The organism is Anaerolineae bacterium (assembly GCA_025062375.1).
In the GTDB taxonomy this organism is placed as follows: Bacteria; Chloroflexota; Anaerolineae; order SpSt-600; family SpSt-600; genus SpSt-600.
This window is the reverse complement of sequence record JANXAG010000008.1, coordinates 1-24,613: the sequence shown is the minus strand read 5'-3', so window position 1 is coordinate 24,613 and position 24,613 is coordinate 1. Positions and strand designations below refer to the sequence as shown.

The 24,613-nt window shown below is 52.5% G+C and carries 22 protein-coding genes; 12 read left to right on the top strand and 10 right to left on the bottom strand.

The annotated features are described in order from the left end of the window. Window positions 1–4 precede the first annotated feature (4 nt). Window positions 5–937 carry an ABC transporter permease gene (locus tag NZ653_03740; GenBank protein MCS7286231.1) on the top strand — a complete coding sequence of 311 codons (933 nt, stop codon included), beginning with the start codon at window positions 5–7 and terminating at the stop codon, window positions 935–937. Beyond that, on the top strand, window positions 934–1,740 hold the full coding sequence (locus tag NZ653_03735) for an ABC transporter permease (protein ID MCS7286230.1): 807 nt from the start codon (window positions 934–936) through the stop codon (window positions 1,738–1,740). The genes NZ653_03740 and NZ653_03735 overlap by 4 nt, the downstream gene beginning before the upstream one ends. Here NZ653_03735 and NZ653_03730 read toward each other — a convergent pair. Then, window positions 1,657–2,619 carry an alpha/beta fold hydrolase gene (locus tag NZ653_03730; protein ID MCS7286229.1) on the bottom strand — a complete coding sequence of 321 codons (963 nt, stop codon included), beginning with the start codon at window positions 2,617–2,619 and terminating at the stop codon, window positions 1,657–1,659. The two genes, NZ653_03735 and NZ653_03730, sit on opposite strands and share 84 nt — an antisense overlap. A 176-nt stretch (window positions 2,620–2,795) precedes the next feature. Here NZ653_03730 and asnS point away from each other — a divergent pair, with 176 nt between their 5' ends. The 4 genes from asnS to NZ653_03710 are packed head-to-tail and all read left to right on the top strand — an operon-like array spanning window position 2,796 to window position 7,887. Further along, entirely contained in the window at window positions 2,796–4,148 is a 1,353-nt protein-coding gene (gene asnS, locus NZ653_03725; protein MCS7286228.1) for an asparagine--tRNA ligase, read from the top strand. A 12-nt stretch (window positions 4,149–4,160) separates the two neighbouring features. Beyond that, the gene (locus tag NZ653_03720; protein ID MCS7286227.1) at window positions 4,161–5,120 is read left to right on the top strand and encodes a GDP-mannose 4,6-dehydratase; all 960 of its coding nucleotides are present in this window, start codon (window positions 4,161–4,163) and stop codon (window positions 5,118–5,120) included. Then, complete coding sequence (locus NZ653_03715) at window positions 5,117–6,373, top strand: S8 family peptidase (GenBank protein MCS7286226.1); 1,257 nt, start codon at window positions 5,117–5,119, stop codon at window positions 6,371–6,373. Before NZ653_03720 ends, NZ653_03715 begins: the two co-directional genes overlap by 4 nt. Continuing rightward, window positions 6,367–7,887 (top strand): S8 family peptidase, encoded by a 1,521-nt coding sequence (locus NZ653_03710; GenBank protein MCS7286225.1) that lies wholly within the window; start codon window positions 6,367–6,369, stop codon window positions 7,885–7,887. Before NZ653_03715 ends, NZ653_03710 begins: the two co-directional genes overlap by 7 nt. Window positions 7,888–7,948: 61 nt before the next feature. On the opposite strand, the gene NZ653_03705 is transcribed toward NZ653_03710, so the two are convergent. The 6 genes from NZ653_03705 to NZ653_03680 form a co-directional block, all read right to left on the bottom strand. After that, complete coding sequence (locus NZ653_03705; protein MCS7286224.1) at window positions 7,949–8,935, bottom strand: ABC transporter ATP-binding protein; 987 nt, start codon at window positions 8,933–8,935, stop codon at window positions 7,949–7,951. 3 nt (window positions 8,936–8,938) lie between these two features. Then, window positions 8,939–9,907, bottom strand: coding sequence for an ABC transporter ATP-binding protein (locus tag NZ653_03700; protein MCS7286223.1), 969 nt, complete (start codon window positions 9,905–9,907; stop codon window positions 8,939–8,941). A gap of 12 nt (window positions 9,908–9,919) precedes the next feature. Further along, window positions 9,920–11,566 carry a DUF885 domain-containing protein gene (locus NZ653_03695; protein ID MCS7286222.1) on the bottom strand — a complete coding sequence of 549 codons (1,647 nt, stop codon included), beginning with the start codon at window positions 11,564–11,566 and terminating at the stop codon, window positions 9,920–9,922. Between the two features lie 11 nt (window positions 11,567–11,577). Then, a complete protein-coding gene (locus NZ653_03690; protein MCS7286221.1) occupies window positions 11,578–12,573 on the bottom strand; it encodes an ABC transporter permease in 996 nt (331 codons plus the stop codon). 12 nt (window positions 12,574–12,585) lie between these two features. Continuing rightward, window positions 12,586–13,737 (bottom strand): ABC transporter permease, encoded by a 1,152-nt coding sequence (locus NZ653_03685; GenBank protein ID MCS7286220.1) that lies wholly within the window; start codon window positions 13,735–13,737, stop codon window positions 12,586–12,588. Window positions 13,738–13,815: 78 nt separating this feature from the next. Continuing rightward, the gene (locus NZ653_03680) at window positions 13,816–15,813 is read right to left on the bottom strand and encodes an ABC transporter substrate-binding protein (protein MCS7286219.1); all 1,998 of its coding nucleotides are present in this window, start codon (window positions 15,811–15,813) and stop codon (window positions 13,816–13,818) included. Between the two features lie 220 nt (window positions 15,814–16,033). On the opposite strand from NZ653_03680, the gene rplS reads away from it, so the two are divergent. The 5 genes from rplS to NZ653_03655 are packed head-to-tail and all read left to right on the top strand — an operon-like array spanning window position 16,034 to window position 20,404. Beyond that, window positions 16,034–16,384 (top strand): 50S ribosomal protein L19, encoded by a 351-nt coding sequence (gene rplS / locus NZ653_03675; GenBank protein MCS7286218.1) that lies wholly within the window; start codon window positions 16,034–16,036, stop codon window positions 16,382–16,384. Between the two features lie 7 nt (window positions 16,385–16,391). Next, entirely contained in the window at window positions 16,392–17,042 is a 651-nt protein-coding gene (locus NZ653_03670) for a ribonuclease HII (protein MCS7286217.1), read from the top strand. A 26-nt stretch (window positions 17,043–17,068) separates the two neighbouring features. Next, a complete protein-coding gene (locus tag NZ653_03665; GenBank protein MCS7286216.1) occupies window positions 17,069–18,469 on the top strand; it encodes an efflux RND transporter periplasmic adaptor subunit in 1,401 nt (466 codons plus the stop codon). A 13-nt stretch (window positions 18,470–18,482) separates the two neighbouring features. Continuing rightward, window positions 18,483–19,166 (top strand): ABC transporter ATP-binding protein, encoded by a 684-nt coding sequence (locus NZ653_03660; protein ID MCS7286215.1) that lies wholly within the window; start codon window positions 18,483–18,485, stop codon window positions 19,164–19,166. After that, on the top strand, window positions 19,163–20,404 hold the full coding sequence (locus tag NZ653_03655; protein MCS7286214.1) for an ABC transporter permease: 1,242 nt from the start codon (window positions 19,163–19,165) through the stop codon (window positions 20,402–20,404). Before NZ653_03660 ends, NZ653_03655 begins: the two co-directional genes overlap by 4 nt. Before the next feature lie 254 nt (window positions 20,405–20,658). Here the strand turns inward: NZ653_03655 and gap are convergent, their stop codons facing one another. Genes gap through NZ653_03640 form a run of 3 tightly spaced genes read right to left on the bottom strand, consistent with a single transcriptional unit; the run spans window position 20,659 to window position 23,675 of the window. After that, complete coding sequence (gene gap, locus NZ653_03650) at window positions 20,659–21,681, bottom strand: type I glyceraldehyde-3-phosphate dehydrogenase (protein MCS7286213.1); 1,023 nt, start codon at window positions 21,679–21,681, stop codon at window positions 20,659–20,661. Further along, window positions 21,678–22,715: a YvcK family protein gene (locus NZ653_03645; GenBank protein MCS7286212.1), complete on the bottom strand. Its 1,038-nt coding sequence runs from the start codon at window positions 22,713–22,715 to the stop codon at window positions 21,678–21,680. Before NZ653_03645 ends, gap begins: the two co-directional genes overlap by 4 nt. 15 nt (window positions 22,716–22,730) lie before the next feature. Further along, entirely contained in the window at window positions 22,731–23,675 is a 945-nt protein-coding gene (locus NZ653_03640) for a radical SAM protein (GenBank protein MCS7286211.1), read from the bottom strand. Between the two features lie 190 nt (window positions 23,676–23,865). On the opposite strand from NZ653_03640, the gene NZ653_03635 reads away from it, so the two are divergent. Continuing rightward, the coding region (locus NZ653_03635) for a hypothetical protein (GenBank protein MCS7286210.1) at window positions 23,866–24,613 on the top strand (748 nt) is incomplete at its 3' end.

Genomic DNA, 24,613 nt, shown 5'->3' with positions numbered 1-24,613 from the left:
ATATGTGCTGAGGCGTTTGATTTCCCTGATTATAGTTCTCTGGCTTGTTTCCTTTTTAACTTTCTTCCTCCTCCAGGTTATCCCGGGCGATCCGGCTCAGTTGATCCTGGGGATTGAGGCCCCCCCTGAAGCTCTTGAATCATTGAGAGCACGTCTGGGCCTGGATAAACCATGGCCTCTCAGGTATATAGCGTGGCTTGCGGATATGCTCCGGGGCAATATGGGGATGTCAATCCGGCTGGAAAGGCCAGTCTCTGCCCTCATCGCCGAAAGGCTTCCCGTTACTCTATCCCTGGCCTTTGCGGCTATGTTCATAGCCCTGGTCATTTCTTTCCCGGCTGGCATTTTTTCGGCCTTGAAATGGAATTCACCTCTGGATTATTTCCTCTTATTTGTCACTCAGCTGGGCATAGCCATTCCCTCCTTCTGGGTGGGCATCCTTTTGATCCTCGTTTTCTCTCTCTACTTTCGCCTTTTCCCCACGGGGGGATTTGTGAGTTGGTGGGAAAATCCTCTGGAGGCTTTCAGGCACCTTCTCCTTCCATCGGTTTCCCTTGGGTTAGTGGCCGCGGCTTTTCTCACCAGAATGCTTCGTTCATCCATGCTGGAAGTCCTGAACCAGGCATATATTACCGTAGCCAAAGCTAAAGGCTTAACGAGCTATCAGGTAATTTTCCGCCATGCCCTCAAAAATGCTCTCATTCCGGTTATTACTCTGGCGGGAATTCAGTGGAGCTTTTTGATGGGGGGAAGCATAGTTATAGAGCAGGTTTTTGCTCTGCCTGGCCTTGGCCGTCTCCTCCTGAGCGCTGTCTATACCAGAGATATCCCCCTGATCCAGGGACTTGTGATGTTCATAACCACCGTGGTAGTGGTTAGCAACTTTATCGTGGACCTGCTTTATGCCTATCTTGACCCGAGGATAAGGCTTGAATGAGATCCTTTGTGCTGGGAGCAACCCTTCTGGGGATTATAGTTGCCGGTGCGGTGGGAAGCCTGTTCTTGCCCCTTTCTGATCCTCTTTCTATGGATATAACCGAGCGCCTTTCCCCTCCTTCCTGGCGTCACCCCTTCGGGACTGACCAGTACGGCAGGGATTTATTCAGCAGAGTATTGAGGGGTGGAATAGTGGCTCTGGGGGCAAGTTTAATATCAGTTGGGATCGCTTCCCTGATAGGAACTCCTGTGGGTTTCCTGGCAGGCCTTGCGGGTGGTGTGCTGGATGAGATTGTTATGCGCATAATGGATGCTATGCAGGCTTTCCCTTCCATATTGCTGGCCATAGCCATCGTAGCGATTATAGGGCCTGGTCCTCTGAATGCGATGGTGGCGATAGGTCTTGTGAATGTGCCGGTGTTTGCACGCCTGGCTCGCAGCGTCGTTCTCTCTTTGAAAGAGCGGGATTTTGTGCTGGCAGCCGAGGCCCTGGGTTCCTCCAGGTTCAGAATTCTCTGGCGCCACATTTTGCCCAATGGCCTCGGACCTCTTCTGGTCCAGGCTTCTGTTGGTGCGTCTACTGCGGTCTTAGCTGAGGCTTCTCTCAGTTACCTTGGGCTTGGAACCCAACCGCCCCACCCCAGTTGGGGAAGGATGTTGGAAGAAGCACGCCTCTTTATGGAAAGGGCTCCCTGGATAGCAATTTTCCCCGGACTTGCCCTATTTTTGACCGTACTCGGGTTCAATTTCCTGGGAGATGGTTTGCGGGATCTGATGGACCCCTGGCGTCGTACTCGTAGCTAAGGCTTTTTTGAGGAAATTGAGTACAAAACGCCAATATTTCACAATCCCTGGCAGGAGAACGGACTTGTGGTCAGCCTCTTCAATTAGAAGCAGGGTGGCTCCTTCCCCTGCGGCTTCAAACAATTTCCAGGTTTGTTCGGGTGAGATGTAAGAATCTTTAGCGCCCTGGATCAGAAGGATAGGCCGGGGAGTTATTTTCCTTATAGCTTCCACTGGAGATATAGCCGAAAACTTTATGCCTTTGCGTTTTTCCGTCAACCACATGGTGATGTAGAGGAACGGCCTGGGGATGAAAGGAGGACTATTGGAAAACCACAGGTCAGTGACCGAGGCGAAGGGAGCTACGGCCACCACCGCTTTTATATCTTGAGAGCGAGCAGCGGTCATTACGGCGCTTGCTGCTCCCAGGGAATAACCTATTACCGCTATGGATTTATAACCTCGCTCTTTCAGGAAGTGCACTGCTGCCTCTAAATCTTCGCTCTCTTTCAAACCATAGGTATGTCCTTTTAAAAAACGATGGCTGAAACCGTGGTTCCTGTAGCTGAAAAGCAGTATTCCAAAGCCGGCTTCTCTGAGCAGAGGAACGAAAGGCAGTCCTTCCCTCAGGTCTTTCCCGGAACCGTGGGCGTAGATTACAACGGGTCCATCGGGGTTTAGGGGCGGGAAAAGCCATCCCCTGAGAGCAATTCCATCCTGGGAGGTAAAAACTACTTCTTCAAAGGGGAAGCCAAACTGTGGGATTTGCCAGTTTCTGGGGAAGGCAGGCGCGCTTGTCATCCAGGATTCCAGAATTACCGAGACCAGGATGAACAGGGAGAAGGTGCCGAAGATGCCTCCGCTGAGAGATACTAAGACTTTCAGGATGAACTTTTCCATTTCCTCCTTTCCTTTCCGGCAATTGATAGCCTATTATAGCCAGGGAGCCGCGATATGGCAATTTTCACCAGTTCCTGTGCGTGCAAGTCGCCACCGGGCAGCAGGGGCAGCGGATTTGGCCTCTGGGAAAATGCTTGAGGAAAGGGAGGTGAAAACTTCCTTTTTTGTCAGGCTTCTTGGATAATGATATAATGGATGCAAAATTAGGAGTGGAGGGCGAAGAAGTGGCGAGAGATATAAGGATTGAAGAGGCTCCGAGATTTGTGGGGGAAGAGGTCAGGATAAAGGGCTGGCTCTACGGCAAGGTAGATAAAGGCAAACTTCAGTTTCTTCAGGTAAGGGACGGGACAGGGATAATTCAGGCTGTTGTCTTCGTTAAAAATGTCTCTCCAGAAGTCTTTGAGGCCGCGCATCGGATAGGCCAGGAGTCATCCCTTGTCATTGAAGGCACTCTCAAAGCCGAACCCAAAGCCCCGGGTATACCGGGTGGGTATGAAGTGGAAGTGAAGGACTTAAAAGTGCTCCAGTTCGTCCAGGATTATCCGATAACCCCGAAGGAGCACGGAATAGAATTCCTCATGGACCACCGACACCTGTGGCTTCGTTCCACCCGCCAATGGGCTATTATGCGCATAAGAGCTACAGTGATAAAGGCTATAAGGGATTGGCTTGATTCCCACGGCTTTATAAACATTGACGCCCCTATCTTAACTCCAGCCGCCTGCGAGGGCACTACCACCCTTTTTGCCACCGATTACTTCGGGCAGCCGGCTTATCTGAGCCAGAGCGGGCAGCTTTACAACGAAGCTACCATAATGGCTTTTGGGAAAGTGTATTGTTTCGGTCCCACCTTTAGGGCTGAGAAGTCCCGGACCCGCCGCCACCTCATGGAGTTCTGGATGGTGGAGCCTGAAATGGCTTTCGCTGACCTGGAAGATTGCATGCGGGTTGAAGAAGAGCTGGTAACCTACGTGGTCCAGACGGTTTTAAAGGAAAGGGCAAGCGAGCTTAAAGTTCTGGAAAGGGATACTTCCCTTCTGGAAAGAGTGGAGCCGCCTTTCCCCCGCATTTCTTACGATGAAGCTCTGAAAATCCTGGAAGAAGCCGGGGAGCCCCTGGAATGGGGTGAGGATTTCGGAGCTCCCCATGAGACCATAATTTCCATGAAATTTGACAAACCTGTTTTTGTCCACCATTACCCCACCAGAGCCAAAGCTTTCTACATGGAACCGGAACCGGATCGCCCCGAAGTTTGCCGCTCGGTAGACCTTTTAGCTCCTGAAGGCTATGGAGAAATAATAGGGGGAGGCCAGAGGATTTCAGATCCCCAATTGCTGGAACAGCGTATAAGGGAGCACAACCTACCGAGGGAAGCTTACCAGTGGTACATTGACTTGAGGTTATTCGGTTCGGTTCCCCACTCCGGTTTTGGGCTGGGCGTGGAACGCACAGTGGCCTGGATATGTGGATTGCAACACATCCGGGAAACTATCCCCTTCCCGAGAACCCTGGGAAGAATATACCCCTGAGCGGAGGACCTGGTGCGCGCTTTTATAACAGGCATAGGGGGTTTCGCTGGAAGCCATCTGGCGGAATTCCTATTGGAAAATACTGACTGGGAAATCTCAGGCCTCATACACCGTTCGCCAGGAAATGCGGAACACCTCAAGAATAGGGTCCGCCTGGAGCGAGGCGATTTGGGAAATTACCAGAGCATAGAAGAGATCCTGGCTCGGATACGTCCTCACTACATTTTCCATCTGGCAGCCATGGCTTTTGTTCCCGATTCCTGGCGAGATCCCTGGGGTGTTTTTGAAAACAACGTCCGGGGGCAGCTCAACGTCCTCCAGGCAGTGGTAAACATCAAGCTGGATTCCTGCATCCTGGTGGTCGGATCCAATGAAGAATACGGGATAATCCCGGAAGAAGACCTTCCCGTCCGTGAGGATACTCCCCTTCGCCCCAACAATCCATACGGGGTCAGCAAAGTGGCCCAGGATTTCCTCGGCCTCCAGTTTCACCTTTCCCATGGCCTTTATGTGGTTAGGGTTCGGCCTTTCAACCACACTGGGCCCCGCCAGAGGCCCGATTTTGTAATCCCGGCCTTTGCCAAACAGTTGGCAGAAGCTGAAGCCGGCTTGCGTCCACCGGTCATAAAAGTGGGGAATCTATCGCCCAGGCGTGATTTCACCGATGTGCGGGATGTAGTTCGGGCTTATTATTTAGCCCTCACAAAGGGGAAGCCTGGGGAAGTTTACAACGTTGGCTCCGGGAAAGCTTACTCCATAAAAGAGGTGCTGGATATGCTCCTGAAAATGTGCCCGATAGAAGTTAAAGTGGAGCAGGACCCAGCCTTAATGCGTCCCAGCGATGTCCCAGTAACCCTTTGCGATTACTCCAAGCTTAAGCGTGATACCGGCTGGGAACCCTCCATTCCTCTGGAGAAGACCCTGGAAGACATAATGGATTACTGGAGAAAGAAAGTCAAGGAGGGGGAATGAGCCCTTACAAACGTCCTCCTGAAATTTCTACCTTACCCCCTGAAGAATTTGTCCCGGTGATTGTGAAATATAGTTCCGCTTTCCTTGTGAGAGCTGGTCTTGTAGAGGGCCTCGCCCTGAGTCTGGAGGCTCTGGCCCGTTTAGCCGAGGAAATCCTCGGGCCGTGGCGGGAAACTATTTTCCGCCACTTTCGCCTCGTCCCCGCTTCAGCTTTAAGGGTAAAAGTGGAAGAGCTCAAAGCCCTGGAAGAGGATCCAAGGGTGGAAGCTATATGGCTCGATAAGCCCGTCTATGCCCTTTTGGATGTTTCCGTGCCCCTGATAAGAGCACCTCAGGTCTGGGAAAAAGGGTTTACCGGACGAGGGGTTAAGGTGGCTGTTGTGGACACAGGCATTGATTACCGGCATCCCGATTTCGCTGGACGGATCCTGGCTTTCACCAGCTTTGTCGGCGGGGATGGGCAAGATGACCACGGCCATGGCACTCACGTGGCCGGAATAATAGCCGGGAGCGGGGAAGCCTCTGGGGGAAAGTACCGGGGAGTAGCCCCGGAAGCTCTCATATTGAGCGCCAAAGTCCTGAAAGCCAATGGCTCTGGGATGATGAGCGATGCAATGGCCGGGATAGAGTGGGCAGTGGAGCAGGGGGCAAAAGTCATAAACCTTTCCCTGGGTTCTCCGGGGCCTTGTGACGGAACTGATGCTCTCTCGGCCATGTGTGATGCCGCTGTAAGAGCGGGAGTTGTGGTGTGTGCCGCTGCCGGGAACGATGGCCCAGATCCGGGAACCATCGGAAGCCCTGGATGCGCTGAGGAAGTAATAACCGTAGGGGCTTCCGATGATAACGACCAGGTGGCTGATTTCTCCTCCCGTGGCCCTACCGCTGATGGCCGGACCAAACCGGATATCCTTTTCCCCGGTGTTGGAATTGTGTCCTGCCGCGCCGCAGGGACTTCTATGGGCAATCCTGTGGACGATTTTTACACTTCTGCCAGCGGGACCAGCATGGCCACGCCTCATGCTTCAGGAGTGGCTGCTCTTCTCCTCCAGGCTTACCCCGATCTGACCCCAGCCCAGGTAAAGGCTAAGATGATGAACTCTGCTCTGAACCTCAATCAGGACCCTAATACCCAGGGCGCAGGACGTGGGGATGCCCTTGGTGCCCTTGAAACAGAGGTGCCTCAACCTCCAAAACCCAGGGGCTGTCTCTATTTTCTCAACGCACTCTTCCAGAAGGAAAGACGAAAGTGTTAGCAAGGAAATTCGCTATTCCCATCTTTTCCAGCCTCACTTTAATCTGGTTGCTTTTCAAGCTGGTAGAAGCTGAGATCCCCTCCACCTCCGGGAAAGTGGTTGTGGGGCTCCGCCCGGGCGTCTCCGAGCGTTCCCTTCAATCCCTCCTGGGCCGCGAGGTCAGGGTAATCAGCGAGATACCACCTCTCAGGGTCAAAGTGCTCTTGGTCCCTCGCGGGAAAGAGAAAGAGTGGATCAACCGTCTCAGAGCAAGCTCCCTTGTGGAATATGCTGAGCCTGCCCAGCTGGTGAGAGCTCTCCTTACGCCCAATGACCCCTTCTGGTCCTACCAGTGGAACATGAGCCTTATCGGAGCCCCTCAGGCCTGGGATGTTACAACGGGGACCTCCGTTGTAACGGTGTCCATAGTAGACACCGGGATTGACCTTGACCATCCTGAATTTTCCGGAAGGATTGTCCAGGGATGGAATTTTGTCAAAAATGACCCTTATCCCGGCGATGATAATGGGCATGGAACCCATGTAGCAGGGATAGCCAGCGCGCGCGGGAACAACTATATAGGCATCGCCGGGATGGCGTGGAACGTAAAAATATTGCCCTATAAAGTTCTGAACAACAAAGGTGAGGGCTACGATTATAATGTAGCAAACGCCATCGTTAGCGCTGCCGATAGGGGAGCAAGAGTCATAAATTTGAGCCTGGGAGGACCCTCTTCCGCAGTTATGGCCAGTGCGGTGGACTATGCGTCCCGGAAAGGCTGTCTTCTGGTGGCTGCTGCCGGCAATTTTGCAAGCAATCAAGTTCTCTACCCTGCAGCTTACCCCCAGGTTATGGCTGTTTCGGCCATCAATTATTATTCTGGAACAGCGTGGTATTCAAACTACGGGCCGGAGATAGAGGTAGCGGCGCCGGGCGGGGACAGTTTTTATGAAATACTCAGCACCCTTCCGGATGATTGGTATGGATATGATGCAGGGACCTCAATGGCCGCCCCTCATGTGGCGGGCCTGGCGGCGCTTATCTGGTCTGTGAATCCGGGCCTTACCGCGGCGCAGGTTCGCTACTGCATTACTTCCACCGCTGTGGATCTGGGGGTTCCGGGGCGCGATCATTATTATGGCTACGGAGCAATCAATGCGGCTGAAGCCCTCAGGGCCCGGGTGATCCGTGCACCGACGAGGGTCTTTTTCCTGGCCGATTCTTCCGGCTTTGTCGGGCCTTCCATGGCGACCGTTTCAGTGGAAAACCCCGGGTGCGTGCCCACAAGCTGGACTGCAGGAGCAACTTCGGTCTCGTGGCTGAGCTTCTATACCAGTGGAAGCCCTATCTTTCAGGGTGTCAGAGGGTCTCTGCTCATTACAGCCACCCTTCCGCCCACCTACGGCCTTTACACAGAGCGAATCTTTATAACAGGAACTGCCCCTGGCGGTCAGGTCATAAGGGAAACTGTTACTGTGACCGTGAACTACACCGGGAGCCTTTTCCGGATTTTCTTACCGGTAGTGTTCAGATAAAAAAGCCGCGGGCTAAAACCCCACGGCTTGATAGAACGAACTCTCCGTGCCCGAGGTCAGCTCAGGCAAGGTAACAGGCTACATAGTGGCCTCCGCCTTTGTCCTCAAGGGGCGGATGGGGGCTATCCCTGCAGATTTTTGCTGCCTGCAGACACCTTTCCAGAAAGCGGCAGGTAGGCGGTGGGTTTATGGGTTCCGTTATGCTCCCCTTTATTTGCGGCACCGAGCGCTTGTAGAGGGGGTCGGGAACGGGGACAGCGGAGATAAGGGCCCGGGTATAAGGGTGCAGTGGCCTCTGAAGCACTTCCTCTGTTTCTCCCATCTCCACAATTTTGCCGAGATACATTACAGCCAGGCGTCTGGCCATATATCTGGCGACGGCCAAGTCGTGGGTTATATAAAGATACGTAACTCCGAGGCGTTCAGCCAAATCCAGCATAAGATACATTATGCCGGTGCGGATGGATACATCCAGCATGGAAGTGGGCTCATCCGCTACCACGAAGGAAGGCTCAATGATGAGGGCCCTGGCAATGGCTACCCTCTGCCTCTGACCGCCCGAAAGCTCGTGGGGGAAGCGGAAGAGGAAGGAGGAAGGGGGGGTAAGGCCCACCAGAGCTAACATTTGAGCTACTCTTTCCTCTCTTTCCAGAACGTCCCCTATGCCTTGAACTACGAGGGGCTCTGCTACTGTGTCAAAGACGGTAAAGCGGGGGTTGAGGGACTCGTAGGGGTCCTGGAAAATCATCTGAACTTTGCGGCGGAAAAGTTTAAGGCTTTTACCTTTTAGGGTCGAAATATCCACTTCTTCGCCATCCATCTTCATGAAGATGTGTCCGGAGGTTGGTTCCAGCAGGCGCACTAAGAGTTTCCCGGTGGTGGTCTTTCCGGAGCCTGATTCACCTACGAGGCCAAGGCTTTCACCGGAGTTTATGACGAAACTTACATCATCAACGGCATGGACAAAAAGGTTTGTTTTTCTGAAGAGGCCCCGGGTGAGGGGGAAGTGCTTACGAAGGTTTTCCACCCGCACAAGGGGTTCACTCATCTTTCATCCCTCCAGAGGATTCCAGCACGCCGCCAGATGGCCAGCGCCATAGTCCTTTAATTCCGGCTCCTTTTCCCGGCAAATATCTGTGGCGAATTTGCAGCGGGGGTGGAAACGACAGCCGGGGGGAGGGTTCAGGAGGTCTGGAGGCTCTCCAGGGATGGTTACCAGCTCCCTCTTGGGCCCCACAATGCTGGGGAAAGCTGACATCAGCCCGGCAGTGTAGGGGTGAATTGGGTGGTGGAAGATCTCCGCCGCGCTGGCCAGTTCCACAAGTTTACCTCCATACATTATACCGATGCGATGGCTTACCTCGGCGATGACAGCTATATCGTGAGAGATGTAAATCATGGTGGTGCCGAGTTTTTCCTGAAGGTTTTTCAATTCCCGAAGGATATTATCCTGGACGATAACATCAAGGGCTGTAGTAGGCTCATCAGCGATGATAAGATCCGGGTCGCAGGCCAAGGCCATGGCAATAACTGCTCTTTGTCTCATTCCTCCGCTATACTCATGGGGATATTGGTCCATAAACTTGGGATCCAGCCCAACCAGGCGGAAAAGATTGGCCACTTTTTCTCGTGCCTCCGAGTAGTTAATGCTCCCAAAATGGGTTTCCATCGCCTCTATGATCTGGTGGCTTACCTTGTAAACAGGGTTGAGGGAGTTCATAGCGGCCTGGAATATCATGGATATGCGGCGCCAGCGGAAGCGCCTCATTTCCTCTTCCTTAAGGGGGATAAGGTCCGTGCCATCGAAATAGATGTGACCGCCCTTTATGATAGCGTTTTCTGGCAATAGTTTCATTATGCTTATGGCCAGAGATGTCTTGCCGCAGCCCGATTCACCCACCAAGCCCAGGGATTCACCCTTGAATACCTCAAGGTCAACGTTATCCACTGCGGAGACCTCACCTGCTTTGGTGGCATAGTGCATCGTAAAATTTTCTATCTTCAGAATACTTCTGGTCACTGTTTCCCCTCCCTAACCCAAGAGTCTCTGTCGCATCAGAGCTGGTGGCAAGCTCCCACATCCCAGAATTGAATCGTGGAGTTCCTTCAGCGAAGCTCCTGGTTTCACCTGGCGGTAATCTGATATAAGCTCAAGGATTAAGAGTTTGCCCATAAGGTAAGATTGGGGCTGTGTGGGCGTCTGGGTGTAGCGACGCACCTCCGCGAGGGCGTTGGCGGGCTCCAGCTGGCATCTTTCCACCAAGAAATTAACAGCTTCTTCAACAGTCATTTTCCCAGAGTGCAGGGAAACATCCAGGATGATACGCGCTGCGCGCCACAACTGATCCGCAAGGCGGCCTAACTTCTGGATAGGTTTATCAATGAAGCCCATCTCTTCCATCATCTCCTCGCAATAGAAAGCCCACCCTTCAATGAATAAAGTGGCAATAAATGACCCAAGGCGCCTGGGGAGGGATTCATGTCTATTAGCCCAAACCAGCTGGAGGTGATGGCCGGGATATGCTTCGTGAAGGGCTGTGATGGGCAGTTTCACGTAGGTGTGTCCGCGGAGCTTTTGCTTTTTCTCTTCAGGAGAAGCATCTGGGTCCACTGGTGTTACGAAAAAGAGCCCTTCCTGTTTTTCCTCAAAAATGCCGGGGCTCATGTAAGCAGCATAGGGTATCAGGGGGCGCAGGTAATGAGGGGTTTCCACAATTCGGAGGCTTTCGCCTTCCGGGATTGTGGCTATTTCTTTTTCTATCACGAAATCCCGCGCTGCTCTCATCGCTTCTTCATAGGCCTTTAAGAGCTCTTCTTCTGCGGGGTGGTCCTCTTTGGCTTCCTCCAGGAGTTCGCGGGCTGTTTTACGGGGATCAATTTGCCGGGCGAGTTCTTCCATCTGGGAGCGAGTTCGCTCAAACTGCTCCCACCCGATCCTGAGCAAGGCCTCGGCATCGTAATCCACCAGGTGTTTTTCCCGAAGCAACTCATTGAAGAGCTCTACCCCTGCGGCAAAATCCCCCCGGGCCTGGGGCAGAACATCGTTTTGAATAAAGGATGCGTATTCATCCAGCCCTTTAGAAGCCTCTTCCGCTGCTCTTTCCACTTCCGGTAAAAGTTCGGGCGCTGCCTCCTGAACTGTTGGCAAAAACAGGCTTGAGAAGAAAAGGGGGGCCATGCGTGCTTGTTCCAAGGCAACTTCTGCCCAAACGGGTGGGACGCGCTCAGGCACAATGTTGCTCATTCCCTCTTTCAAGAGCCTGGGCATCTCCTTCAGGCGACCCAGGGCCGAACGCAGGCGCTCCGGCAGAGGGGCAAAATCCTTTACCAAAAGGCCGAAAAGCCCTTCCATCGCCTCTTCCAGATAGAAACCGGGATTGCGAAGGTGACTCTGAAGCTTTTCATGCTCGTATTCTCGCAATATCAGTTTGATTATTTGCACTGTCAGGGTGTGATCAATGCGGCCATCAAGGGAAAAGGCTGGGGAATCCATCCGGGTGAACTCTTCAAGGGCTTCCCTGAGGCCCCGGACTCGAGCCTCAACGGCCTCAGGAGAATAGGTGCCAAGGCGATGGTCAAAGCGGTGATCGCCCAGGAAAGTAGCAACGACAGGATATTCTTCCAGGAAAGTCTCCAGCCACTTTTCAAAGCGCCGATAAAACTGAGTTTCTGAGCTCAACACACTCCCCCCTATCTCTTGCGAAGGCGAGGGTTAACTACTTCGTCCAGGGCTCTACCCACCAGGTAGAAGGCAGAGCAGAGCAAGGTGATGGACATACCTGCGGGAACAATGAGCCACCAGGTTTTAGGGTTAAGGAGATAGCCGGCTGTCTGGGCAGTGTGGATCATCAGGCCCCATGACATTCGGATGTTAAGGAGGCCGAAGAAGGAAAGCACTGCTTCGGAGAAGATAGCGCTGGTTACAGAAAACATCATGTAAAGGAAAGAAAGGGGCATGAGGTTGGGGATGATGTGACGGAAAATAATATGCCAGTGAGAGCCTCCTGCAACTCTGGCTGCCTCTATGTACGCTCGCACTTTGATGGAGAGAGCCTGCGACTTTATAACTATGCCTGTGCCTCCAAAACCTGAAAGGATGCCTATCACTATGGCCAAAATTATGAGGTTCATCTTGAACATAGCGCTGAGAACTATAAGGATAGTAACGAATGGTAGCATTATGATGAGGTCAGCCAGGCGCATAAGGATGGTATCAATTATCCCGCCGAAGTAAGCAGCCACTGCTCCCACGGTAGTTCCGATAGTTACGGTTATAATAGCTGCCAGGATTCCCAGGGCGAATTCGGAGCGGGTGCTATACATAAGCTGGCTCAGGACATCCCTACCCAGGGGGTCGGTACCCAGGGGGTGGCGCAGGGAGGGGGGAGCCGGTTGCACCGGTTCATCAAAGGCATATCCAACTATCGGGTCATAGATGGTGGGGTCCCACACCCATTTCATCAAGATTGGATGAGCTATGGCCATAAGGGCGAAGAAGATGATGATTCCCAGCCCTATAAGGCCTATCTTGTTTTCGGAGAAAAGCCTCCAGTTATTGCGAATTTCCCGCCAGGTTAGATAGAGGCGCACCCTCCATAGGGGCATTTCCCGTAGCTTTCTCCGCTCCTCCTCTTCTAAGATGATCTCAACCTTAGGCCTAGTAACGGTTCTGGTTACCTCTTTCATTATTTTCCCCCCTTAGCTGTAACGGATCCTTGGGTCAAGGTAAGCGTAAGTTATGTCGGCCACAAGGTGGCCTATGAGGGCGAGGGTTCCGGTAAAGACGAGAGCTCCCATAACCATGGGTATATCATGAGACAGAGCTGCTTCCATGAGGGTAAGGCCCATCCCGGGCCAGGAGAAAACCGTTTCAGTTATTACTCCGCCATCCAGCACAAAGGCGATGGAGAAGATAAAGGATGTCACAACTGGGAGCATGGCGTTGCGGGCTACGTGTTTATCTCTTATAACTCCCTCTGGCAGGCCTTTGGCCCTGGCAGCCATTACGAAATCTTCCCGCATGGTTTCCAACATGCTGTTGCGGGTAAGAAGCATCATTCCAGCGAAGTTTATGAGGGTGAGGGTCATAACTGGCAGAATGAGGTGGTGGAGGATATCCAGAGCGTAGCGGGCTATGCCTGAGGGGAGCCAGTAGGCAAGAAGGCCTGCCACAATCACTAAAACTCCTGCCCACCTCAATCCCCTTCTCAGTTTCAGCTCCAGACGCCTGGTGGTTAGTAAAATTACAAAAAGGATGACCGAAGCTATAAAAGCTGAAAGCAACATCCTTATGAAGACATAGTTAGCATCCACGGGTGCGCCACGCCACAAGGTGGGAGTAACAAATTTACCCACGGGGAAAAGGCCCAGGATGTAAGCAAATATCCATATCATCATCAGGCCAAACCAGGGGGTAAAAACAGTGTAAAGAGTAACTCCTCCTACGGTAAGGGCGTATTCAAAGGCCTGGCCTCTCTTCCAGGCCAGGATTTTGCCCAGTGAAAAGCCCAGGAGGAACGATAAAATTTGGGCTGTGAGGAATAGGAGGATAGTGCGGGGTGCCCTTTCAGCTATTACGGAAATAACTGGCCTGGGGTAATATTCAAAGGAAATTCCCAGGTTGCCTCTGAGCAGGGAACCCATATAGCGCAAGTAGCGCTCCCAGACAGGCCTATCCAGGCCAAACTGAGCTTTGAGGGCTTCCCTTTGTTCTTTAGTGAGCTTTGGATTAGATAAAAAGGTGTGGGCATAATCCCCCGGCTGGGCTTCCAGCAGAAAGTAAACGAGGGTAAGAAAAATAAACAAGGTTATGACAATCTGCCCCAATCTCCTCAACACGTATTTAGTCATAAATCCTCCTCCCCGGATTCTTCCCCATATAAAAGGGGGGTAGGGGATTCCCCCTACCCCCTGAAAGCCTCCCCAGGTTTACTTTACATGGACCAGAGATGGCAGACCGCTCACATACTGGAGGCCTCCCAGGGTATCGGTGTAAGGATACTCCACTTCGGCGGCCCGGTAAGCCTCCATGATGCCGGTGTCAAAGAGGACTACATAAGGAAGCTCTTCAGCCAGGATCTTCTGGATCTGATCGGCAATCTTCTTGCAGGATTCGTAAGTGTCACATACTTTGATCTCGTCAGCCAGTTTGTCGAATTCAGGGTTGGAGTAGCCACCGGCATTGAAGTCACCCAGGCCGGACCGCTCGCTGTGGAAGAAGTCGCGCAAGAAGTCGGGGAAGATGCCCAGGCTCCAGCCCAGCATCCACATATCGAAGTCCTGCTCATCAAACACTTTGGTAACGATGATATTGAAGCCAGTGAGGTTGGCCTTAACGGGGATGCCGAACTCGGTAAGCCACTTCTCGATCCAGATAGCGAAGGTAGCGCGGAGCGGGTCATAACCGGCGCTGGGGGCCAGAAGCTCCATCTCAGGCACTGGCTTGCCATCGGGCATGATCAGGCGACCACCGGGGATAACCTCGCGGTTTTCTGGATCCCAGGCGGGCTTCTTGTTGCCTTCCCACTTGTAACCAGCGGCCTCCAGGATCTCAATGGCCTTGTTGATGCGCTCCTCACGGGTCATGGGGGTGCCGTCTTCCTTGAGGCCAAACTTGGGCACATCGTCAGTATACCAGGCCCTGTTCCCGGGCGGGACCAGAGTATACATTGGGAAGGCTACTCCCTGGAGCACCGTTTTGCTCACGAACTCCTTGTCGATGAGGACAGCCACAGCCTGGCGGAAGGCCTTGTCGTTCATAGGAGGCCTGCGGCAGTTGAAGCCCATGTAGCGGAAGCCGTTGGTGGGGTTCTCAATGACGGCCAGGTTGGGATCCTCTTCAATTTGAGCGCGCAGACCCCGGTGGAGGCCAAGCGGGTTAAGGACAAAGTGGACTTCACCGTTCCTGAGGGCCAGGACAGCTGCATCCTGAGTGCCGTAGAGGGTGTAGATGACGGAGGAAACGAAGGGGCCAACCTCCCATTCTTTGTCTATATCGCCAACAGGCTCGCCATAGCCCACGAACTCGTAGACCCCTTCTTTAACTTCTTTGTAGGCCCCGTTCTTGTACTGGGTGACCTTCACGCCCTTGAAGAAGTAGTTGGGGTTAGCGAGGTTCTCAGCGAAAGCTCCCTTCTCCCACTTGCTGAAGGTGAAGGCGCCAGCCACTGGCTCATTCTTGGGTTCATGGCCGAAGAGGACGTTCAGAGCTTCGGCACGCTTCTCCTCATAGGCCTTCACTTCCTCTTCTGGAGCACCCTCAGGTGGAGGGGTAAGGGCAGCCAGGGCCTTCTTGGCCTCTTCCACTACAGGCTCCCAGTAAGCTTTGGAGAGGATGGGACCCTGAAGCGCTCCGTACTCATGGACGGCAAGACCAGGCTTCTTCTTGTAGACGAACTTGACGGTGTAATCATCTACCACTTCAACGCGGTCCAGGAAGTTGGGATCATAAATGGTAGCCCAGTTGCCGGGAAGCTTGAGTTCCAGGGCAGAGTTCACAGTAAAGGCAACATCGTGGGCCGTGAGAGGCTTGCCGTCGCTCCACATTATACCTTTTTTCATCTTGACGGTGGAGACCCAGAATTCCCCTTCCTGCTTGAGAGGTTCAGGCATTCCATCGGCAACTGCTGGGACAATCTGGAAAGTTCGGTCAGCGAGGGCGTAGAGGGAGACTCGTTGGGGGGCAAGGACGTAAGCGTTCCAAACAGTAGCAGCTGGCCCCAGATAGTTCCAGTAGTTTATGGTGGTGAGGTCAGAGAAAATGCCTACCTTATAGGGCTTAGCCGGCACAGGTGTGGGTGTGGGGGGTGGGGCCGGCGTTGGGGTGGCAACCGGCGTGGGTGTAGGGGTTGGGGCAGGCTTGCAGGCTGCCACCAGCATGGCAAGGACCGTTAGCAACCCTGCGATTATCCAAAGTTTTCTACCCATGTTTCCTCCTCCATTAAATTTTTACTGGCGGGGAGGCTTCTTTATGCATTAATACCACAAATAACCTGTTTTGTCAAAACAGCTCAACTTTGTGACCTTGCCCCATCGGGAAAGGCTTCCGTAAGATCGCGTGGAATCTATGGCTTTTTCAATTTGTGTTTTCAGAGGCGGTGTGATAAAATATTGGGCACTATCTGGAAAGGGGTGAAGGGAAATGAACGTGCAGCAGGCTATAAAGGCAGTGGAGAGCACAAGCCAGAAGCCTTCGGTCCCGGATATACGCCCGGGGGATACTGTCAGGGTTCACTATAAGTTCGTAGAGGATGAAACCGAAAGGGTCCAGGTTTTCGAGGGAGTGGTCATAAGGGTAAGGGGAACCGGAACAGGAGCTACCTTTACTGTCCGGAGGATTGGGGCCCACAATATAGGCATTGAGAGGATTTTCCCTCTCCATTCCCCAAGGATAGAGAAAATTGAAATAGTGCGCCGGGCCAAGGTTCGGAGAAGTAAGCTTTATTACTTAAGAGGCCTCAGCGGTAAAGCCGCGCGTTTGAAGGAAAAAAGAGACTAAAAAAGCGATGCGAATTTCATCCCTGGAGAAAAAGCTCCTGGGAAAAGGCTACTGTTATATCGCTGGTGTTGACGAAGCTGGCAGAGGAGCCTGGGCTGGACCGGTAGTGGCGGGGGCAGTGATCTTACCCCTTGACAATCCCGAAATCTGTTCGGCTCTGGCCGAAGTGTGCGATTCCAAAAAGCTTAGGCCCGAGAAGAGAGAAGAGCTCTTCGAACTCATTTCCTCTCTGGCGGTATCCTGGGGAGCTGGGTTTGTTCCCCCGGAGCGTATTAACCGGGTGGGAATAGCCAGGGCTACAAGAGAGGCGATGGCCCTGGCTATTTCTCAACTTAATCCGCCTCCTCAGTTCCTTCTAATTGATTACTTCCGCCTTCCCGAGATCTCCATCCCACAGGAGGCTGTAACCTCAGGCGATGCTCTCTGCCTCTCCATTGCCGCTGCTTCTATAATAGCCAAAGTATTGAGGGACCAGTGGATGGCGGTTATGGAGGAACTTTTCCCCGGTTATGGGTTTTCAGAACACAAAGGTTATGGCACTCCCCAGCACTGGGAGGCTCTGAAAAGGCTGGGGCCTTGCCCCATACACCGTTTATCCTTCGCCCCCTTAAAGCTTCTTCACAACTCCTTTACAGAGTTGCAGCATAATAGAAAATAAAGGGCCCATTAAATCAGGAGGTGGAGATGCGCCTCAAACGGATGATAGTAGGTTTTGTTCTCCTTGTGCTTGCTGGGGGGCTAATATACTGGTTTGCCTTCAGACCCAGGAGCACCGATCGGGCAGCTGTGGAAGCGGTTCCTGTCAGGCGCGGGAATCTGCTCATAACGGTCTCGGCTGTTGGCTCGGTTAAAGCCAGGGCTCAGGTAAGCCTTGCATTCCAGACTTCAGGCAGGGTAGCGGAAGTACTGGTAAGTGAAGGGGATTTTGTAGAAGAAGGGCAGCCCCTGGCGCGTCTTGACACCAGAACCCTTGAGTTGCAGGTGGCTCAGGCTGAAGTGAACCTGGCAATAGCCCGGGCCCAGCTTGATAAGCTCCTAAAAGGTAAATCCAGAGCTCAGATTGAAGCCGCTAAAGCGGCTCTTCGTAGCGCTCAGGCTGCCTATGAAGCTGCCAAAATTGATGCAGCTAACCGAGAAAAACAGATCCGTCTGGCGGAAATAAGTGTGGAAAAAGCCCGCATAGCTTTAGAACAGGCTCAGGCCCAGTACGATAAAATAGGATGGAGGCCGGAAGCCGCCTCTCTGCCTCAGGCTCAGCAGTTATACCAGGCCACTTTGGATTACGAAGCCGCCAGGCTCAATTACGAGCTCACCGTATCCAGGTATACCGACGTTGCCCTTTACAATGCTGCTGCACAGCTGGCTCAGGCCAGAGCTCAGCTTGAAGAACTGGAAAATTATCCTTCCGAAGAAGACCTCATCATAGCCAGAGCTCAAGTTCGCCAGGCTGAGATAGCTCTGGAACAGGCCCGGTTCAACCTGGAAAATGCTACCCTTATAGCCCCTTTCAATGGAATAGTGGCAGATGTGAACATCGTAGTGGGGGGCACTGCAGGACCCGGAACTCCAGCTATTACCTTGGCAGATATTTCTTCCCTTGAAATTGAAACCCAGCTGGTGGAATTGGACGTAGGCAAAATCCAGGAAGGTCAGGAAGTGGAGATCGCCTTCGACGCTATTCCCGATCGAACCTACCGCGGGAAGGTGGCAAAAGTTGGCAAAGTGGGCCAAACCGTCCAGGGCGTGGTCAATTATCCAGTGACAATCCTTATGGAAGACCCCGATGAACGTGTAAAAGTTGGGATGACAGCTAACCTCAATATTTTAGTGGGGCGCGTTGAAAATGCCCTTCTGATTCCGATCAGAGCTGTTCGTTCCAGCCAGGGGAGGCAGGTGGTTATGGTGAAAAGAGGTGAAACTTTTACCCCAGTTCCCGTTAAAATAGGGATGGCTAACGAAACGATGGCTGAAGTAGTGGAAGGAGATATAAAGGAAGGGGACCTTGTGCTGGTCAGTTTGCCTCAGCCGGTGATGCGTCCTCCCGGACCCTTCATGTTCGGAGGGGGAGCTTTCCGAGGCAGGTAAAAGGGGGGAAACTATGGCGTTTATAGAGCTCAGGGACATCATAAAGATTTACAGGATGGGCAAGGTGGAAATTTTTGCCCTCAGAGGTGTTTCTCTCTCCATTGAGAAGGGGGAAATGGTGGCCATAATGGGCCCCTCAGGCTCGGGCAAATCAACCTTGATGAACATAATAGGCTGCCTTGACCAGCCAACCTCCGGAAAATACTGGCTTGAAGGAGTTGCGGTTGAAACTCTCAACGAGAACCAGCTGGCTGAGGTGCGCAACCGCAAAATCGGTTTTGTTTTCCAGTTGTTCAACCTTCTGCCCAGAGCTACTGCAGTTCAGAACGTGGAGCTTCCCCTCATCTATGCGGGGGTCAATGGTAGAGAGAGAAAGAGGAGAGCTATCGAAGCCCTACAAATAGTGGGGCTTGGGGATAGGTTGAACCACAGGCCTGCAGAACTTTCTGGAGGGGAGCAACAGAGGGTAGCCATAGCCAGGGCCTTGGTGAACAACCCTTCAATTATCCTGGCTGATGAGCCCACAGGTAACCTGGACTCCAGATCCGGGGCAGAGATAATGGAGATCTTCAAGAGGCTCAACAGGGAAATGGGCATCACGGTAGTGCTGGTGACCCATGACCAGAAAGTTGCGTCCTACGCAGGTCGAATCGTAAGGCTTCTTGATGGGCAGATAGTGGGGGAGGAAAGACTATGAGCTTTATGGAAAACCTTCAATTAGCCTTTCAGAGCATAATGGCTAATCGGCTTCGCTCTGGCCTTACCGTCTTGGGCATAGTCATTGGAGTGATGGCTGTAATAACCATGCTTTCTATAGGGGGAGGTACCCAGGCATCGGTGACAAGGCAGATTGAGAGCATCGGCACTAATCTTCTCATAATCCTTCCGGGCCGTTTAACTACGGGAGCCATAAGGGGAGGGATTGGCTCAGCCATAACCCTAACCTACGCTGATGCGGAAGCACTGGAGAGACTTCCTTCCTTAGGAGGTGTAGCTCCTATAATTCAGAGCTCAGTTCAAGTGGTTTACTTGGATTCCAACATTCAGACCAACCTGATTGGGACGACCCCCGATTACACGAGGGTGCGCAACCACAAGGTAGTATCAGGCTCCTTCATCACGGATTCTCACATAAGGGCGCGTTCTTTGGTGGCTGTTCTGGGAAACGATGTGGCCAAAACCCTCTTTGGCGATCAGGATCCGGTGGGGCAGGTTGTGAAAATTAACAGGGTTTCCTTCAGGGTGATTGGGGTCCTGGAGAGAAAGGGCGGGGCTGGAATGTTCACCCAGGATGATCTGGTGATAATTCCCATAACTACCGCTTTTACTTATTTCCCGCGCCGCGCCGATTGGCGGGGGCAGCCGAGTGTAACGGCCATTTACGCTCAGGCAAGGGACAGAAATCTCCTGGACCAGGCCATAGAAGAGGTCCGCAGCCTGCTTCGGGAGCGCCACAACCTTGCCCCATCAGCCGATGATGACTTCTCCATAGTCACTCAGGAAGATATGCTCAGCATGGCAAACTCTATCACCAACATTTTCACCATTTTCCTGGGGAGCATAGGGGCTATTTCCCTCATAGTGGGTGGGATTGGGATAATGAACATAATGCTGGTTTCGGTAACGGAGCGAACCCGCGAGATAGGCATAAGGATGGCCGTGGGGGCCAAGAGAAGGGATATACTCCTTCAATTCTTGACAGAAGCCACAGTTCTGAGTCTCCTCGGAGGAATAATAGGCATAATTCTTGGGTGGCTGGTTTCGTGGGGGGTGAGTAGGATAAACATTGGAGGTAGCAACATTGAAACCCTGGTCACCCCTTGGTCTGTAATTCTGGCTGTAATTTTCTCAGCAGCGGTCGGGCTTTTCTTCGGGATCTATCCTGCCAATAAGGCGGCCAATCTCAATCCCATAGAAGCGCTGCGCTACGAATAGTTATGAGGCTGAACCTGTGCCTGGCATCTCTTTAGTCAAATCGCTCTCTGGTCACCGTCAGGTGGCCTGAAGTCCAGAACCTGCGGGAATAATCATGATTTAGGCTGTGGTGAAGATCCACCAGCCTCAAAAACAATCTTTACGCCTAAACGGTGCAAACCGCAGGCATTGAGGGCTTACCAGCCTCTCTCTGGAGCGTTTTCCCTTATTTTACTGTCTAATGCTGGCTATAGCCGTCAATTCAAAGGTTAAAGCTACTTCATGAAGCCAGCCATGTAATTAGCCAGATCGGCCACCCTAAGGCTATAGGTCCATTCGTTATCGTACCAGGCCAGGACCTTCACCAGGTTGCCGCCCATAACCATGGTGTTTTCAGCGTCAATGATGGTGGAGTATTCATCGCCCTTAAAGTCCAAGGAAACCAGAGGTTCTTCCTCAACCCTCAATACTTTGAATCCCTGGTCCTCCCACTTCTTCTGCCACCGTTTGTAGGCTTCGTTGACTTCTTCAGCGGTGGTTTCTTTGTCTGTCACCACCACTAAATCTATCACGGAAACGGTAGGGGTCGGGACCCGAAGGGCGATGCCATGCATCTTGCCTTTGAGTTCAGGTATAACCAGGTGGATAGCTTTAGCCGCACCTGTAGATGTGGGGATTATGTTCAAAGCCGCAGCCCTTGCCCTCCGCAGGTCCCTGTGGGTCAAGTCCAGTATCCGCTGGTCATTGGTGTAGGAGTGGGCGGTAGTCATAAGCCCTTTCTGAATTCCGAATTCTTTGAGAAGCACGTAGGCGGCCGGAGCCAGAGCGTTGGTGGTGCAAGAAGCATTGGAAACGATGTGGTGCTTATCAGGGTCATATTTATCGTGATTGACTCCCATTACTATAGTTATATCCTCGCCTTTGGCGGGGGCAGTGATGATAACTTTCTTGGCCCCGGCTGGGCTTATGTGAGCCTTGGCTTTGTCAGCGTCGGTGAAGACACCGGTGGACTCAATCACTATGTCCACGCCCAGTTTCCCCCAGGGTAAATTTGCCGGGTTAGCTTCAGAGAAAACCTTTATGACATGACCATCCACTGTTATGGAATCGCCTTCAGCTTTTATATCCGCCCGAAAACGCCCATAGTTGGAATCGTATTTCAGAAGGTGGGCGTTAACCTTAGCGTCGGTCAGATCGTTTACTGCGACTACTTCGAAGACTTGGGGGTAATTTTCCCACATAGCCTTGAAAACCTGCCGTCCTATTCGGCCGAATCCGTTTATAGCTACCTTTATCATTTCAACCCTCCTTGATGGTATATTGTCATGATAACCTCGGCGAGCCTCACAGGGTCATGCCGCCAGGGATTTTCTCGATCCACAAGGTCAGCTACCACTACCCGGTAGCTGAGCTCGGTCATGGTGGGGCGGACGGGTTCGCCCCCAGGGACTTCGAAATCCAGGTTATTGTTCGCTATTATTATATCAAAAAGTCCTTTTCCTGCAATTTTTTCGAGGGCCTTCACGTGGTCCTCAAGAGTGAATCCATCGGTTTCACCCTTCTGAGTGGCTATGTTGCAGATGTAGATTTTCATTGCTTTTGAAGCCCTTATAGCCCAGGCTATCTCTTCCACCAGTAAATTTGGCATTATGCTGGTAAAGAGACTTCCCGGCCCGAGGGTTATGATATCCGCCCCAAGGATAGCTTTAAGGGTTTCCGGGTAGGCTCTTGCCCCTTCGGGTTTTATGAAAACCCTTTCAATCTTCCCCATCTTCCGGGGGATGGCTGATTCTCCCTCCACCAGGACGACTTCAAGGGTCTCGGGGCAATGGATTTCGGCACATAAGGTTATCCTTTCGGTGGTGGAGGGGAGGATACGCCCGTGGATGGCCAGAACCTGGGCGGATCTGGAGAGGGCCTTCTCAAAGCTTCCGGTTAGCTCAGTTAGAGCAGTTATGAACAGGTTACCCAGGGTGTGCCCATCAAGCCCTGCCCCTCGCCCAAAGCGATATTGAAAAAGTTTGGCCATAAGGTCCTCGTCATCGGCGAGAGCTACTAGGCAGTTGCGAAAATCCCCCGGCGGGAGGGTGTTAAAGTCCCTGCGGATCCTGCCTGAGGAGCCGCCATCATCGGCGACTGTAATAACAGCTGTTATGTTGGGAGTGTATTTTTTAAGCCCTCTGAGCAGGGTATAAAGGCCATGCCCTCCTCCTATGGCCACCACCCTGGGGCCCGAAGGAGAGGGCCTGCGGCCCAATTTTCTGAGGAAAACGATTAGAAAAGGCAAAAAACCGCAGCCAATACCTGCAATAGAGTTAATATGGAAAGGCATTGGTTTTCTCCCAAATCACTGGGGAAAAAGCCAAATAAACCTTGGCCGACGTTTATCTAACCTGTTAAGGCCTGCTTTGCGAGCCATCTCTATGGCTTCTTCGTATTCTTCAAAGGTTATGCGCCGGGAAAGCTCCGGGATCTGATGAGCCCTGTAGCACGGACGATATTGGTCCATAATGTTGAGGTAAGTATTGGTGGAAATCTCCTCCGCTAAAAACCGGACTATTTCTTCTGTCCCTGCCAGGCGATTTGGGAGGACCAGATGCCTGACGAGAAGCCCCCTTAAGGCTATTCCCCTTTTATCCAGGACCAGGTCTCCAACCTGGCGGTGCATCTCTTTGACAGCAGCTTTGTTCACGGCTGGATAGTCCTTGACTTTTGAATAGCGCCAGGCAATTTCAGGATCGGAATACTTCATATCGGGCATGTAGATGTCCACGATCCCGTCCAGGAGGCTTAAGGTTTTGAGAGAATCGTAACCTCCGGTGTTGTAAACGAGGGGGAGACGGAGGCCTTTTCCCACTGCTATGAGGAGAGCCTCCAGGATTTGGGGGACGACATGGGTTGGAGATACCAGGTTTATGTTATGACAGCCCAGATCTTGAAGGTAAAGCATCATCGCTGCTAACTCTGCGGGTTCCACTTCCCTTCCCTGACCCAGCTGGCTTATCTCGTAGTTCTGGCAGAACTGACAATGGAGGTTACACCAGGTGAAGAAGATCGTTCCAGAGCCGTGGATACCAACCAGAGGATCCTCTTCCCCAAAGTGAGGGTGAAAGCTTGAAACCACGGCCTTTCTTCCGGTGCGGCAACCTGCCCCTTTGCTTCCTTCCAGACGATTAGCTCCGCATTCCCTGGGGCAGATATCGCACTTAGCCAGGCGAGCCACCGCCTCTTCTACTCTTCTCTTCAGTTCACCTGACTCGTAAAGGGCAAGATAAGAAGGCACAAAATCCACCGCCTACCTCCCTTTGCCTTTCCTACGGTTAATATAAGACACTGATTTATGTTTGTCAAGGAGGCATCCAGAGTGCCGAAGGGGATTTCACTCAGGCCACGATGGGGATGCCAGCAGCGGTGGCTTTTGTGAGGTTCAATTATCCCTGGAAGATGTGAGCAAGGCAAGCTATCATGCATCTGGTTTAAAAATGGGGAAGGAACCCATAAGTTATCAATTTGCTCTCAAAATTTTTCCGTGGTATAATACTTTTGGAGCTGAAGCGGGCTCAAGCCTCAAAGGAGGGTCCGATGTCAAAAACAAAAAGATATATGTTTTGTATCTGTTGCTCATAGCAGCCCTCCTGGTAGGATTAGCCCCTTATGCCTATGCCTCCTCGCCAGAACCTCAAAAGCCTTTGCCGGAGAAAGTTCAAACAGCATCTGACCCTTCTTTAGCCAAACTGGCTCCCGATTTGCGTGGGCCTGCCAGGAACCCCACTGGCCGGTCCATCTTGATCAGCGTTCTTATGACCAGGGATGTCAACCTCAGTGGCCTGATGAAACGGGTGGTCTACTCCAGGCCTCTGAACGGGATTCGTTGGGCTACAGGGGAGATTCTGGACACCAACCTCAAGAAGCTGGCAGGCATCCCCGGTGTGATCTCCGTTATCTCCACCGAGTCCTATAAACCTGTAGATGTGCCAGGGGAAGAGGACTTCAAACCTGCCCGAATTAAGCTCACAAAGAAGGAAATCGGAGAGATCCTGCGCAAGGGGGGAAAGAAACTCCTGCGCCAGAAGCTGCAGGAGATAAGGCCCCAGAGGGCTCCCCTTCCCAAGCCATCCTTTCCTGGGAAGGAGAAGATCGGTCCGTCTGCTGGCCCTGGGGCCAGAATAGAGCCCCTTTCGGTGAAGGTTAAGGAAATCCACGGAGCCTCCGCTGCCCACACCAAAGGCT

What these genes read in the sequence shown, in the direction of transcription:
- NZ653_03735 (MCS7286230.1), top strand. Translation starts at nt 934, where the DNA reads ATGAGATCCTTTGTGCTGGGAGCAACCCTTCTGGGGATTATAGTTGCC.
- NZ653_03730 (MCS7286229.1), bottom strand. Translation starts at nt 2,619, where the DNA reads ATGGAAAAGTTCATCCTGAAAGTCTTAGTATCTCTCAGCGGAGGCATC.
- NZ653_03715 (MCS7286226.1), top strand. Translation starts at nt 5,117, where the DNA reads ATGAGCCCTTACAAACGTCCTCCTGAAATTTCTACCTTACCCCCTGAA.
- NZ653_03705 (MCS7286224.1), bottom strand. Translation starts at nt 8,935, where the DNA reads ATGAGTGAACCCCTTGTGCGGGTGGAAAACCTTCGTAAGCACTTCCCC.
- NZ653_03690 (MCS7286221.1), bottom strand. Translation starts at nt 12,573, where the DNA reads ATGAAAGAGGTAACCAGAACCGTTACTAGGCCTAAGGTTGAGATCATC.
- NZ653_03685 (MCS7286220.1), bottom strand. Translation starts at nt 13,737, where the DNA reads ATGACTAAATACGTGTTGAGGAGATTGGGGCAGATTGTCATAACCTTG.
- NZ653_03680 (MCS7286219.1), bottom strand. Translation starts at nt 15,813, where the DNA reads ATGGGTAGAAAACTTTGGATAATCGCAGGGTTGCTAACGGTCCTTGCC.
- NZ653_03670 (MCS7286217.1), top strand. Translation starts at nt 16,392, where the DNA reads ATGCGAATTTCATCCCTGGAGAAAAAGCTCCTGGGAAAAGGCTACTGT.
- NZ653_03665 (MCS7286216.1), top strand. Translation starts at nt 17,069, where the DNA reads ATGCGCCTCAAACGGATGATAGTAGGTTTTGTTCTCCTTGTGCTTGCT.
- NZ653_03660 (MCS7286215.1), top strand. Translation starts at nt 18,483, where the DNA reads ATGGCGTTTATAGAGCTCAGGGACATCATAAAGATTTACAGGATGGGC.
- NZ653_03655 (MCS7286214.1), top strand. Translation starts at nt 19,163, where the DNA reads ATGAGCTTTATGGAAAACCTTCAATTAGCCTTTCAGAGCATAATGGCT.
- gap (MCS7286213.1), bottom strand. Translation starts at nt 21,681, where the DNA reads ATGATAAAGGTAGCTATAAACGGATTCGGCCGAATAGGACGGCAGGTT.
- NZ653_03645 (MCS7286212.1), bottom strand. Translation starts at nt 22,715, where the DNA reads ATGCCTTTCCATATTAACTCTATTGCAGGTATTGGCTGCGGTTTTTTG.